Genomic DNA, 12,394 nt, shown 5'->3' with positions numbered 1-12,394 from the left:
CACCATGGCAATGAAAATTCGTCTCGCCCGCGGCGGCTCGAAAAAGCGTCCCTTCTACCGCATCGTGGCTGCCGACAGCCGCATGCCGCGCGACGGCCGTTTCATCGAGAAACTGGGCACCTACAACCCGCTGCTGCCGAAAGACAGCGAAGAGCGCGTGAAAATGAACATGGAGCGCATCCAGTACTGGCTGGATCAGGGCGCACAGCCGACCGACCGTATCGCACGTATGCTGGAAGCAGCCGGCACCCGCGAAAAGGCCGAGCGCAACAACCCCAACAAGGGTACCCCGGGCAAGAAAGCTCAGGAACGCGCTGAAGAAAAAGCCGCCAAGGCCGCAGAAGCTGCAGAAGCCGCTGCCGCTCCGGCAGAAGAAGCTGCTGAAGAATAAGCAAGGCGGGCGCGTGCAGGATCAGACCTTCAGCGAAGATTTCCGCACGCAGTTCGATCTGCTGATGCGGCTCCGGCGCGATGTGCGTCGGTTCCGCGCCGATCCGGTGGACGAGGCAGTGCTGATGCGCTGCCTCGAAGCCTTTCGCTTGGCCCCCTCCGTGGGCCTTAGCGAGCCTTGGCGCGTAATCCGCGTCGAAAGCCAGGCGGCCCGTGCCGCTGCGCTAAAGAATTTCCAGTCCGCAAATTCAGAGGCCCTTTCGGGCTATTCGGGTGATAAGGCCCAACTTTACAGCCGCCTGAAACTGTCGGGGATGCAGGAAGCGCCGGTACAACTGGCGGTGTTCTGCGATGACGCCACGGATAAAGGGCTGGGACTGGGCGCGGGCACCATGCCCGAGATGCGCCGATATTCGGTCGTGACCGCAATCGCCTTGTTCTGGCTGCGACTGAGGGCCGAAGGATTGGGGCTCGGCTGGGTTTCGATCCTGAATCCCGACCAATTGCACCGTGATCTGGATGTACCTGGCGAATGGCGTCTGATCGGTTACTTTTGTGTTGGCTGGCCCGAAGATGTATCAGACACCCCTGAGCTGGAGCGCGTCGGCTGGGAAACCCGACTGGACGCGCTGCCGGTCGAAACGCGCTGAGGCACCATGTTCGGATTGATACGATTGCCTGTGCTATTGCTGATCGCATTCATTGCGGGTGTTTTTTTTGAGCGCAACAATCAGCGCGAAGCCTGCCTGCCGTCCGGTGACTGGCAGGATGGCGTGTGCCTGACGACGGAATTGCCAAATGACTGATCTGATCTGTGTCGGAACCGTTGCCGGTTCGTTCGGAGTGCGCGGCGAGGTCCGCCTGAAAAGCTATTGCGCCGTACCCGAGGATATTGAGGAATTTTCCCCGCTGACCGACGAAACCGGAACAGAGCGTTACCCGCTGATCATTACCCGAGCCATCAAAAACGGGTTTGCCGCACGCATCGGCGGTATTGAGGCCAAGGAGCAGGCCGATGAAATCAAAGGTCTGCGGCTTTATGCGCGCCGGGATCAACTGCCGTCGTTACCCGACGATGAATTCTATCACGCGGACCTGATCGGTCTGGAAGTCTACGACACAGGGGGTGCCTTGCTGGGGCGCGTCAAATCAGTACAAAACCACGGCGCGTCGGATCTTCTTGAAATCCACGGGCAAGGGATGAAATCCACCGTGCTGTTGCCTTTCACCCTTGCGGTCGTACCAACCGTGGACCTTGACGCAGGTCGCATCGTCGCTGATCCGCCAGAAGGCCTGTTCTGAAACAGCAGCATCGCAGATCTCCAAAGCCCGGAACAGATTGTCATGACGCAGCCACCCAGCAAATCCCACGGTCGAAAGGCCATCCGCCCGACGATAAAGCCACGCGAGTTGATGACGCCAACGCCGGACCTTCACGGCGTATGGAAGGCAAAGATCATAACCCTGTTCCCCTCGGCCTTTCCGGGCGTGTTGGGCGAAAGCCTGACGGGCAAAGCCCTGCAGGAAGGTCTTTGGCAACTTGAAACTATCGACCTTCGGCAATTCGGCATCGGCAAACACCGCAACGTGGATGACACGCCCGCCGGAGGCGGGGCCGGAATGGTTCTGCGCGCGGATGTTCTGGGTCCGGCGATCGATCATGCAATGTCAGGCATTCGAGGCAACTGGCCGCTGATCTATCTCAGCCCACGCGGGCGCAGAATGGACCAGACGATGATGCGCAATCTGGCCCGATGCGACGGTGTGACCATGTTGTGCGGACGTTTCGAAGGCGTCGACGAGAGGGTGATCGAACAGTACGGCATTCAGGAGGTGTCGCTGGGCGATTTCGTCATGACCGGCGGAGAGATAGCGGCGCAAGCGTTGATAGATGCAACTGTCCGGTTGATCCCCGGCGTTCTTGGCAATCAGGCGTCGGCGGAAGAGGAAAGTTTTTCATCCGGCTTGCTGGAACACCCGCAATATACCCGGCCCGCTGAATGGAAAGGGAAACCGATTCCTGAAATTCTGATGTCAGGTCATCATGGGCGCATCGCGGAATGGCGGCACGAGCAATCGGAAAAGCTCACCAAAGAGCGCAGGCCCGACTTGTGGCAATGCTACGAAGCGGCAAAGACCACTTCCGAATAGACGGTATTCCGCCCGAATTTTTGTTGCGAACCCAAGCGATGAAGTGGTGCGTAAACAAGCAAACTGACCGGGCTGTTGCCGCAGTGCCGCACCGGCGTATTCAAGTGCCGACTTCAGTTTGAAGCTGGGATTGGTGTCCTCTAATCCCTCTGAAGCTGCAGGAAAGTTCCAGGGGAAATTATGAGAAAAGTTGCTTTGGCCGCGATGATGGCAATGATGGCCTGCGGGCAGGTGCCCGGCCCGTCCGTTCCCATGCAGGCCGGTCACAATCTGCACTCCGCCCGCTCTGCCGTTCAGGCCTGTTCGACCAATGCGTATCGGGGCGGTAACGTGGCGGTGGCCGGTGGCTACGTAACCGGCATTATTCTGGCAGGTGTCATCGTCGGCCCACTGGTCGTCGCGTCGACCGAAGACGATATTCGCGCTAGCGGCGAAGTGGACTCGGTTGATCGCTGCCTCTCCAAACGCGGGTTCCAGCGCCGGGATCTGACCGAAGGCGAAATCTTCTGGCTCAACAACAGCTACCCGTCAGAACGCGAACAGAAGCTGGATCACCTGATCGGTGGCGGTACCCTTGAAACCTTTGGCCGGCCATCCGCTTGATGGTGGGGCAGCGCGCTGAGCATCAGCGCGCAATTACACCCGCCTTCCAGCGCAGCCAGGTTTCCGGCGAATCGTGGAACACGTTGATATCGACCGGTCCACTCACACCGGGCACCAGTCCGGTGCCGGTGTACTGCCAGAACCTCCAGCGTGCCCCCGGATAGACCTTTCGGGGGTGACCGGCCACGGAACGCAGCCAGAATTCGGTTCCTCTCAGACGACCGATTTCGGTATCGCGGTAGAAATCCACAGTCGAATAGACAACCGGCCTGCGCCCATAGTGCGCCTCAAGAATATCGAGGAACTTTTTGGCCTCGGACCGCACTTTGGACCCTTCGGGGCGCAGCGTGCAGGTTCTGGAATGGGGCGTCCATTCCATGTCCAGCACATGCGGAAGGTCGGCGCCTTTCGGAACGTTGCGGATGAACCACCGCGCCTGCTCCTCTGCCGGTCGGCAGAAATAGTAATAGTGATAGGCGCCCCACGGCACTCCGGCAGCTTGCGCCCCACGACGATGCAAGTCGAATTTCGGATCGGCAAAATCCCCGCCTTCAGTCGCCTTGATGAACACAAAGTTCACGCCCGCCGCTTTTGCCACCGGCCAATCCACTGGTTCTTGCCAGCGGGAAATATCGAGGCCGTGGATAGGATAGGACCGCGGTCCGCGCCCTTCCCATTCATGCGGGTCGGCGTCGTCGAACTTGGGATAGGTGACAAGGCTGGCCGCTGCCGCAACATAGCCGGACTGCGGTTCGGGCCGGGGTTCCGGCACACGCCTTCCACAGGAAACCAGCACGGTCAAAGTCACAAGAAATAACAGCGCAAAACGCATTGAACCGCTCCACCTCAATTTTTATCTTCAAATCTGCTCTGACGACCAGAATGCTGTTTCTGTCGCAGAAGGCAACGGCAGAACCTATCAGCACGAATTTCCGGCTGCTTCGCGCCGCGCCTGCAAAGGAACGGATTCCGGGGTTGATCTCTGCCCCCTTTTTTCCTAAACGAGCGCAATCCGGAATCGTTTTATGCGACTCCGGTGTTTTGGTTTGTTTCGCGGCGACACGCCCGGCTTTCTTCGGCCATGGATGCGTTGCGGGAAAAACCGGACCAAAGGAACATTCGATCTGACCTCTGGCGGGCTGCATGCAGGACCCGGTGAAGACCAAGAGCTCTCAGGCCGTGCCAACTTCGTGGACCAACCACGAGCAGATAGGAGAAACTGCGATGGACCTGATCGCACAGCTTGAGGCGGAACAGATTGCCGCCCTGGGGAAAGACATCCCCGATTTCAAAGCGGGTGACACCATCCGCGTCGGTTACAAAGTGACCGAAGGCACGCGCAGCCGTGTGCAGAACTATGAAGGCGTCTGCATCTCGCGCAAGAACGGCAGCGGCATCGCCGGTTCGTTCACCGTCCGCAAGATTTCGTTTGGCGAAGGCGTGGAGCGTGTGTTCCCGCTGTACTCGACCAACATTGACAGCATCACTGTTGTTCGCCGTGGCCGCGTTCGCCGCGCCAAACTGTACTACCTGCGTTCGCGTCGCGGTAAATCCGCCCGTATCGCAGAAGTCACCAACTACAAGCCCAAGGCTGGCGCCGAGGCGTAAGGAGCGGATCCATGAAAAACGACATCCATCCCGATTACCACCTCATCGACGTCAAGCTGACCGATGGCACCGTGATTCAGATGAAATCCACTTGGGGCGCCGAGGGCGACACGCTTTCCCTGGAAATTGACCCGTCTTCGCACCCGGCATGGACCGGCGGCGGCGCGCGTCTGATGGACACCGGTGGTCGCGTATCCAAGTTCAAGAAGAAATACGAAGGTCTGGGTTTCTGATCCTATCCCCTTCTGATTTCAAGGAAGGCCGCCCATCTGGGTGGCCTTTTTCTTTTGCAGGTGAATGAAACCCGAAGCCGGAAGGTTATGCAGGCGATATTCCCCGCACCAACTCGAATTATCCTGCATCTGCCGAACTCGGTGCTTTCGCGGGGTTAGGACCGCTGCCGGAACATTGTCGGTGTCATACCGGTCTGACCTCGAAAGAAACGAGAGAAGTGAGACTTGTCTGAATAGCCCAGCATGAGGCCGATTTCAGAAATTGTCATTCGGCGCTCTTTTAGATGTTCCTTGGCAATATCGACCCGCAGCCGTTTGATCTCGCGGGGTAGTGTTGTGCCCTGTTGCTGCAATGCCTTAAGCAACCGATCCGGTTGTATTCCGAGCAAACTGGCCACGGAGTGCGACCCCAAATCCGCCTCGTCCAGTTTGTCGCGTAACACGGACCTCATAGCGGCAACGACGGTTACCTCCTCGTCATGGCTGGCGCTGGCCTGGTGCCTGGGTTCAACCGCTGACATCTGATCCAGGCTCAACCATTCAACAGGGAAGCTGAACCGCATTCCGGGATCGGTCCCAAGACCAACCTCAATCCCTTTGTAGTCAATCGGCAAGCCATTGATGTACCGGCTTTCCCATCGCACAACGGACGGGTCCCATGCATTACCGACCACGGATTGCAGAAGCCTCATGTAAATTGCGGCTCCGAAACCCGTAACCTGTACCGGCAAGACGGCGGGTTCCTGTTGCCGCTCGATCCAATAGGTCGCCTTGTCAGCATCAATGATAAGCCGGTGCCGAACTGAGCTGGACTCTTGAGGTACAAGCCGAACAAAGCTGGCAAAGAACTCAAAAAGCGTCTTTGAGGATTGCCGGGCCTGCGCAAAAGGCGGCCAGCCCTCCAGATCGAATGTTTCCCCAACATGAAGCCCGAGGTACCGGTCGCCCGCCAGTTCCGCAAAGGCATTCAAAAGTCCGTAAACCAATTCTGAATGTACATAGACTGATGGGTCACCCAACAGTTCAGCTTTCAACCCAACCTGATCCAGGGCTGGTCGCGGGTCGATCTTGCGATCAGTGAGATACTGCAGAAACGGCGCTGCCAAAGCCAGCCTGATAAAGCCCTCGCTATGGTCTTGAGTGGAGGAATTGAATGGCACGGTTGTCCGCCTTCGTTTGAAGCGGCACACCAAAGGTGTGTTGCCACTTTTTACGTCACATTCAGCCATCCTAATTAGAAACGGGCAACCATGTCACATTTTTTCGGGCTAGCATTAAAGATATTTGAATGTGTCGAGGTAACTGATGTCCGACTTGCGAAACTCCCTTTTGTCCGCGGCCTTCGTTGCAGTGGCTTGTTCTTGTGCCTGCCCTGCTCTGGCGCAAGATGAAGAACTCCCTCAAATGCTTTTTATCAATGTGCATGTCTTTGATGGCTTGAATGAACAGCGTATCGAGAATGCCAGTGTTTTGATCGAGGGGAACCTGATCAAGTCCGTTTCAACCGATGCCGTCGATGCCCCTAATGCGACTGTGATTGATGGCGGGGGTCGCACGTTGACCCCCGGCTTCATTGAACTGCATGCCCACCTGATGCTGATGGGGCCGACCCTACCGGCAATGGAGGCCAACACGACATGGGAAGACTTCGCAATCCATGGCGCACGAATGGCCGAGATGTATCTCATGCAGGGTTTCACCACTGTGCGGGATGCAGGCGGGGCAAATGGCGGGCTTCGCCGCGCAATTGATGCAGGGCAGATCGTTGGCCCGCGTTATTATCCGTCGGGTGCGTTTATCGGAACGCGTGGTGGCCACGCAGATTTCGCCAACTTCACTGCGCCGCCGGGTTCTCAAACAAATATGAGCCGCCTGAACTTGGCGCAAGAAGTCAGCGGAGTCGACGACGTCTACAAGTTCGCCCGCAATAACTTCCGGATGGGCGCGACGCAGTTGAAATTCATGCAATCCGGCGGTGTCGTTTCAGCATTCGACCCATGGCAGTTGCTTGCAGGATCTCCTGCAGAGATTGAGGCCGCTGTGCAAGTGGCGAACGAATATGGCAGCTATGTCATGGCGCACTCCTACCGGAAAGAGGCGATCCTGAACGCCTTGGATGCCGGGGTGATGTCGATCGAACACGGGTTCTCGTTTGACTGCGAAATCGCGGAGGTCATGAACGAGAAAGGGGCCTACATCACAACGAACCTCACGGCTTTTGACCCGGGCCTGTTGGATATTCCTGCAGTCGCCAACGTGCCTTCCAGCCTCGCCAAGGCGAAATCGGCCTCGGCCACATTCGCAGGCTACATCGACAACATGAAAGAATGCCCGGTAAAGCGGGGCTTTCAGACCGACTGCGTCGGCTCAGTTGAGGCATGCAACATCCAGATCGCCTATGAGAAGCACCTGAACAACGAGTTCTTCGGGCCATACACATCAATGGTGACACTGACGTCGACAGGCGGCGAAGCTGTTGCACTGTCGGGCGATTTCATGAACCCTTATACCGCTGGCAAGCTTGGAGTGATCGAGGAAGGCGCCTATGCGGATATTCTTTTGATCGACGGAAACCCTCTTGAGGATTTCTCGGTGGTCGGCACGGGGGATCAGTGGTTCGGTGCTGATCCAAGACCGGAGAGTCCCGAAACGATTAGGCTGATCATGAAAGATGGTGTGATATACAAAAACACACTGGATTGATCCGGACAAAGAAGGTGAGACGCGTTGATACGCCGAAAGTTCCGTTTAGCAATGATCGTAGTGCTGGCTTTGTGCGGACAGTCAGCCATGGCCGCGACGGGTCAGATCCTTGATTGGTCCGACTTGCCTGACCCGTCAGTTCAGGTCTTTGATGACCCTTATCGCGATCTTACCCCCGAGCAATTCGATGACGTGATCTTTGTCGTTCGCTTGCGTGGCAGACTGCAGCAAGACACGGGCACCGTCGAAGAGCGCCAGAAATGGCAAAAGCTTTTGACCGAGACGCTGGACGCTTTGGCGGCCGATGGTATTGATGTCGACTGGCTGCTGGAGCAGCGACAGGTCGTGACCGAACGCCGAAGACGCGCCGGTACCGCGGGTAACCCGCTGTTTGACGGCCAGATGGTAACGGTGGCAGGTTTTGCCATTCCAGCGCCACCTGACGCCGATGGTCGGCCCGTGGCCTATCTAGTGCCCGAGCGTGGTATGTGCAGTCACATGCCGCCACCGCCACCCAATCAGATGATCCGGGTGCGGCTGAACGATGATTGGGCACCCAGCTATTTTCACGAGCCCGTGCGGCTAACGGGAACGCTGTCCATCGAGCCTTCGGATCACAAAATGATGGTCGTTGATGGCCTTATGCCTATGCGCGCAACCTTCCAGCTGGACACCGACAGCGTCGAGACACTTGAAACGCAAGGCGAGGGGCTTGAGTGGACGCAAAGTATTGCCGAACGCCTTCGTGCGGCGGGCAGCCGCAAGACAGGCGGCGCGAAGGTTTCCGAATGATAAGACTTCTGATCGCCGCCCTTCTGGCGATCGCATCCGTCGATGCAGCCTGGGCTCAGGGTTTGTCTGGCCCGTCTTCCGTCGAGGCTGATCTTGAACCAGGTGATGGGCTGACCGATCCACAACTCCGTTCAGACTTCCCACGCAATATCGCGCCGCGTTGGTTCGACTGGAAAGACCGGCTGGCCGAGGACGGGTTTCGGTTCAATATTGATTATCTGGCACTGGGCCAATCCACGAATGCCGATCAGGGCAGTGGCGAAGCCGCCAGCGGTATTGCTCGCTTTTATGGTAGCTGGCAGGCAGCCGAACGCGGATCTTTGACATTCAAGATCGAACACCGACACAGCTATACGGATATTGCCCCGCAGTTTCTTGGCCTGAATGGTGGTGCCCTGTCGATCACAGGAACGGCATTCAACGACTCCGGCTTGCTGCTAACCAACCTGTTCTGGACACAGAGGGCCGATGATGGAGCATGGACACTTCAGTTTGGTCAGATTGATGTGACTGACTTTGTTGATGTCTACGGGCTGGTCAGCCCTTACTCCGGGTTTCAGAATCTCGCCTTCAATACCAACCCGACCATCAACGCCCCAAACCCAGGGTTGGGAATTGCAGGAGGTGTAAAACTCAACAGCAATCTGTACGCTGTAGCCAGTATTGCCGATGCCAACGCTGACCCGTCCGATCCGAACTTTGACGTTTTCAGTGACGGCAATCTCTTTATGTCGCTCGAGCTTGGATATACTTCCGGTTTTGACCGCATCTACTTTGACAATATCCATCTGACCCTCTGGCATGCGGATGCAGCTGACGACGGCAGCCGACCCGAAGACTATGGCGGAGCGTTCTCGGCCGCGTGGTTTGTGAACAACAAGTGGATGCCGTTCTTTCGCGCCGGTGCCGCTAAAGGGACGGCCGCGCTTTACAAACGGTCTGTGTCTACCGGTCTGGGGTATTACGGCCGAAACACCGATCTTGCCGGGCTGGGTCTCAATTGGGCCGAAGCGCGAGGCATCGACGAAGACCAGTTCACGGTCGAGGCTTTCTATCGTTTTTCGGTGTCACCGGGCCTGCAGATCACGCCATCTATACAGTTCATTTCCAATCCGCTGCTAAACCCAAACCAGAAAAATATTACTCTGTTCGGTTTGCGAACACGGGTTGTGTTCTGAGGTCTTTGTTTCGAAGCGCGAAGGCAAGCGGCAGTGTACGAACCGCCATGAATTAGCACTCGCGACGGCAGACATATCTTTCGAAACCCTGTCTGAACGACACTGTCCCATTTGCGCAGCAATGCATCAGCAATTTGAAAAGTGGTGCAAATTTCGCCTGATGTACAATGCTCTGCGCCGTCAGGTAAGATGAAGGTGCAGAGATTTCAAACGGGATGCAGAGACATGTACAAAGAAGCTTTGGGCGCGGGTGGAATTGCTGTCGTCACAGGGGCCGCAAGCGGTGTTGGGCGTGTTGCGGCGTTGCGCTTTGCGCAGGCCGGCCTTGGCGTGGTTCTGGCCGATATGCCTGGCCCACAACTTGAAGAAGCTGCTGGCGAGGTACGCGCTGCCGCGGCCCCGGGGGCAAAGGTGATTGCCGTCCCGACCGACGTCAGTGTCGATGAAGATGTTCAGGCTTTGGCAGACACGGCGTTTGCCGCAGGCCCTGTCGCCGTCCTGATGAACAATGCCGGGATCGGAATGCGGACCGGCAGCTGGCAAAACAGCGCCAACTGGCAAAAGATGTTCGATGTGAATTTCTTTGGTGTGATGCGAGGGGTTCATGCCTTTCTGCCCCGCATGATACAGGCCGGCCGCCCGGCTGTGGTGATCAACACGGGATCCAAGCAGGGGATAACCACTCCGCCGGGCAATCCGGGCTACAATGCAACGAAGGCCGCGGTAAAAGTCCTGAGTGAACAACTGTCGCACGACCTGCGGAAAGAAGATGCGCCGATTTCCGTCCACCTGTTTGTTCCGGGGTTTACCTATACCGGTATGGTTGCCGCCCACATTCCCGAAAAACCCGATGCTGCGTGGTCAAGCGAGCAGACGGTGGACTATTTCCTGGGGAAAATGTCTGACGGCGATTTTTACATCCTGTGCCCCGACAATGACGTCGACGAAGTCACGGACAGGCGGCGCGCGGAATGGGCCATTGGCGATATCGTCGAAAACCGCCCGGCCTTGTCGCGCTGGCACCCGGATTATACCGATGCCTTCAAAGCCTTTGAACAAGACGGGAAAGGCTGAGAAAATCGAACGCCTTTCCCATTCTATTACGATGATCTTCCCGGTTCAGCCGCCGGCAGAGATCGAATGTCTCACCAAACAGTGATCGAAGTTCACTTGCTCAAATCACTGCATCCGCAGACGCTGACGTCACTCACGTCAAATGCATTTGGTATTGCGCCCCATTGGCGGGGCTGGAGAGTGACATGAACAGACTGAAGGAAATTTCCATACTTGCCGCGATTGTGATCGCCGTTCCGCTGGCAGCGTCCGCAGGTAACGACACCGACAAGAAAACCAAGGATCAGGTCACCAGCGACCACAAACTGGACAATGACCCAAAGTGGTCGAACTGGCCGCACCTGCCTGAGCGGCAGGGCGGAAGCGCGTACAGCAAAAGAACCCGCATCGAATATGGCGGCCCGGTCGAGCGTAATTTCGAATCCGGCCGCCGGTAGTCCGGTTCAGGTGTTGAAGAGGAAGTGCATCACGTCGCCGTCCTTGACGACATAGCTCTTCCCTTCAGCCCGCATCTTACCGGACTCTTTAGCACCCTGTTCACCACTGCATGAGATGTAGTCGTCATAGGCAATCGTTTCCGCGCGGATGAACCCCTTTTCGAAGTCGCCATGAATGACACCTGCCGCCTGCGGTGCGGCGGTCCCTTCGCGGATGGTCCAGGCGCGGGCCTCTTTCGGGCCGACGGTGAAATAGGTTTCAAGCTTCAGCAGGTCGTACCCTGCGCGGATCAGACGGTCGAGACCGGGCTCGCTGAGGCCCATCTCCTCGAGAAACATCTGCGCCTCTTCGGTTTCGAGCAGGCTGATCTCTTCCTCGATTTTGGCGCTGATGATGACATGGGCATTACCCTGATTAGCCGCCATTTCAGCAACCCGCGCGGAATGTTCGTTGCCGGTGGCCGCTTCTTCTTCGGAAACGTTGCACACATAAAGGACTGGCTTGGTCGTCAGCAACTGCAGTGTGTTCCAAGCCTTGGAGTCTTCTTCGCTGACTTCGACCAGACGCGCAGGCTTGCCATCTTCAAGCATTTCCTGCGCCGCGGCCAACAGGCGATCCTGCTGCTGCGCTTCCTTGTCGTTGCCTTTCAACTTGCGCACCAGATTGGCACGGCGCTTTTCGATGCTTTCCATATCGGCAAGCATCAGCTCGGTCTCAATGGTTTCGGCATCGGCTACCGGATCAACGCACCCTTCCACATGGGTGACATCCCCATCCTCGAAACACCGCAGGACATGTGCAATCGCATCAACTTCGCGGATGTTGGCCAGAAACTGGTTGCCCAAGCCCTCGCCCTTCGAGGCCCCTTTGACCAGACCGGCAATATCCACAAACGTGATGCGCGTCGGAATGATCTGACGGGATTTCGCAATCCCCGCCAGTTTATCCAGACGATCATCGGGTACCGCCACATCGCCCACATTCGGTTCGATCGTGCAGAACGGGAAATTGGCCGCCTGCGCAGCCGCGGTTTTGGTCAGCGCATTGAAGAGGGTCGACTTGCCCACGTTCGGCAAACCCACGATTCCCATTTTAAAGCCCATGACGGTCTCCTGATGCCATTCGCGGCTGCTTCTATGCAGGTACGCGAAAATGCGCAAGCAGAGCCGGGAATACCGACAAAATGAGTCCGTTTGGACACATCACAAAACTGTTGAGATGTTG

Annotated in this window: 16 protein-coding genes; 13 read left to right on the top strand and 3 right to left on the bottom strand. The window is 57.1% G+C overall.

The features are described from left to right. Nucleotides 1-4 precede the first annotated feature (4 nt). The 6 genes from rpsP to ACR0NW_RS18190 all read left to right on the top strand — a co-directional run bounded on the left by rpsP (nt 5) and on the right by ACR0NW_RS18190 (nt 3,144). Complete coding sequence (gene rpsP, locus ACR0NW_RS18215; protein WP_170654093.1) at nt 5-391, top strand: 30S ribosomal protein S16; 387 nt, start codon at nt 5-7, stop codon at nt 389-391. 13 nt (nt 392-404) lie between these two features. Next, the gene (gene bluB / locus ACR0NW_RS18210) at nt 405-1,040 is read left to right on the top strand and encodes a 5,6-dimethylbenzimidazole synthase (RefSeq protein WP_480451920.1); all 636 of its coding nucleotides are present in this window, start codon (nt 405-407) and stop codon (nt 1,038-1,040) included. Between the two features lie 6 nt (nt 1,041-1,046). Further along, nucleotides 1,047-1,196, top strand: coding sequence for a hypothetical protein (locus tag ACR0NW_RS18205; RefSeq protein ID WP_170654097.1), 150 nt, complete (start codon nt 1,047-1,049; stop codon nt 1,194-1,196). Then, entirely contained in the window at nt 1,189-1,692 is a 504-nt protein-coding gene (gene rimM, locus ACR0NW_RS18200) for a ribosome maturation factor RimM (RefSeq protein WP_480451918.1), read from the top strand. Before ACR0NW_RS18205 ends, rimM begins: the two co-directional genes overlap by 8 nt. A 42-nt stretch (nt 1,693-1,734) precedes the next feature. Further along, complete coding sequence (gene trmD / locus ACR0NW_RS18195; RefSeq protein WP_480451916.1) at nt 1,735-2,541, top strand: tRNA (guanosine(37)-N1)-methyltransferase TrmD; 807 nt, start codon at nt 1,735-1,737, stop codon at nt 2,539-2,541. A gap of 180 nt (nt 2,542-2,721) precedes the next feature. Next, nucleotides 2,722-3,144: a hypothetical protein gene (locus ACR0NW_RS18190; RefSeq protein WP_480451915.1), complete on the top strand. Its 423-nt coding sequence runs from the start codon at nt 2,722-2,724 to the stop codon at nt 3,142-3,144. Nucleotides 3,145-3,166: 22 nt separating this feature from the next. Here ACR0NW_RS18190 and ACR0NW_RS18185 read toward each other — a convergent pair whose 3' ends face one another. Beyond that, a complete protein-coding gene (locus ACR0NW_RS18185) occupies nt 3,167-3,976 on the bottom strand; it encodes a glycoside hydrolase family 25 protein (protein WP_480451914.1) in 810 nt (269 codons plus the stop codon). 392 nt (nt 3,977-4,368) lie between these two features. Here ACR0NW_RS18185 and rplS point away from each other — a divergent pair, with 392 nt between their 5' ends. Continuing rightward, nucleotides 4,369-4,752, top strand: a complete 384-nt coding sequence (gene rplS / locus ACR0NW_RS18180; RefSeq protein ID WP_170654109.1) for a 50S ribosomal protein L19 — start codon at nt 4,369-4,371, stop codon at nt 4,750-4,752. 11 nt (nt 4,753-4,763) lie between these two features. Beyond that, nucleotides 4,764-4,985 (top strand): 50S ribosomal protein L31, encoded by a 222-nt coding sequence (rpmE, locus tag ACR0NW_RS18175; RefSeq protein ID WP_170654111.1) that lies wholly within the window; start codon nt 4,764-4,766, stop codon nt 4,983-4,985. 155 nt (nt 4,986-5,140) lie between these two features. On the opposite strand, the gene ACR0NW_RS18170 is transcribed toward rpmE, so the two are convergent. Next, complete coding sequence (locus ACR0NW_RS18170; protein ID WP_480451912.1) at nt 5,141-6,145, bottom strand: helix-turn-helix domain-containing protein; 1,005 nt, start codon at nt 6,143-6,145, stop codon at nt 5,141-5,143. Between the two features lie 244 nt (nt 6,146-6,389). Between ACR0NW_RS18170 and ACR0NW_RS18165 the strand changes: the two genes are divergently transcribed. The 5 genes from ACR0NW_RS18165 to ACR0NW_RS18145 all read left to right on the top strand — a co-directional run bounded on the left by ACR0NW_RS18165 (nt 6,390) and on the right by ACR0NW_RS18145 (nt 11,169). Beyond that, nucleotides 6,390-7,688, top strand: a complete 1,299-nt coding sequence (locus tag ACR0NW_RS18165) for an amidohydrolase family protein (protein WP_480451911.1) — start codon at nt 6,390-6,392, stop codon at nt 7,686-7,688. A gap of 87 nt (nt 7,689-7,775) precedes the next feature. Beyond that, complete coding sequence (locus tag ACR0NW_RS18160) at nt 7,776-8,480, top strand: DUF3299 domain-containing protein (protein ID WP_480451910.1); 705 nt, start codon at nt 7,776-7,778, stop codon at nt 8,478-8,480. Next, nucleotides 8,477-9,658 carry a carbohydrate porin gene (locus ACR0NW_RS18155; RefSeq protein ID WP_480451909.1) on the top strand — a complete coding sequence of 394 codons (1,182 nt, stop codon included), beginning with the start codon at nt 8,477-8,479 and terminating at the stop codon, nt 9,656-9,658. Before ACR0NW_RS18160 ends, ACR0NW_RS18155 begins: the two co-directional genes overlap by 4 nt. Before the next feature lie 225 nt (nt 9,659-9,883). After that, nucleotides 9,884-10,732: an SDR family NAD(P)-dependent oxidoreductase gene (locus ACR0NW_RS18150; protein ID WP_480451907.1), complete on the top strand. Its 849-nt coding sequence runs from the start codon at nt 9,884-9,886 to the stop codon at nt 10,730-10,732. Nucleotides 10,733-10,917: 185 nt separating this feature from the next. Further along, nucleotides 10,918-11,169 (top strand): hypothetical protein, encoded by a 252-nt coding sequence (locus tag ACR0NW_RS18145; RefSeq protein ID WP_170654121.1) that lies wholly within the window; start codon nt 10,918-10,920, stop codon nt 11,167-11,169. A 6-nt stretch (nt 11,170-11,175) separates the two neighbouring features. On the opposite strand, the gene ychF is transcribed toward ACR0NW_RS18145, so the two are convergent. Then, on the bottom strand, nt 11,176-12,273 hold the full coding sequence (gene ychF / locus ACR0NW_RS18140) for a redox-regulated ATPase YchF (RefSeq protein ID WP_480451906.1): 1,098 nt from the start codon (nt 12,271-12,273) through the stop codon (nt 11,176-11,178). Nucleotides 12,274-12,394 lie beyond the last annotated feature (121 nt).

It is taken from the genome of Ruegeria sp. CF5, from assembly GCF_056537325.1.
This window is presented reverse-complemented; position numbering and strand designations above follow the sequence as displayed.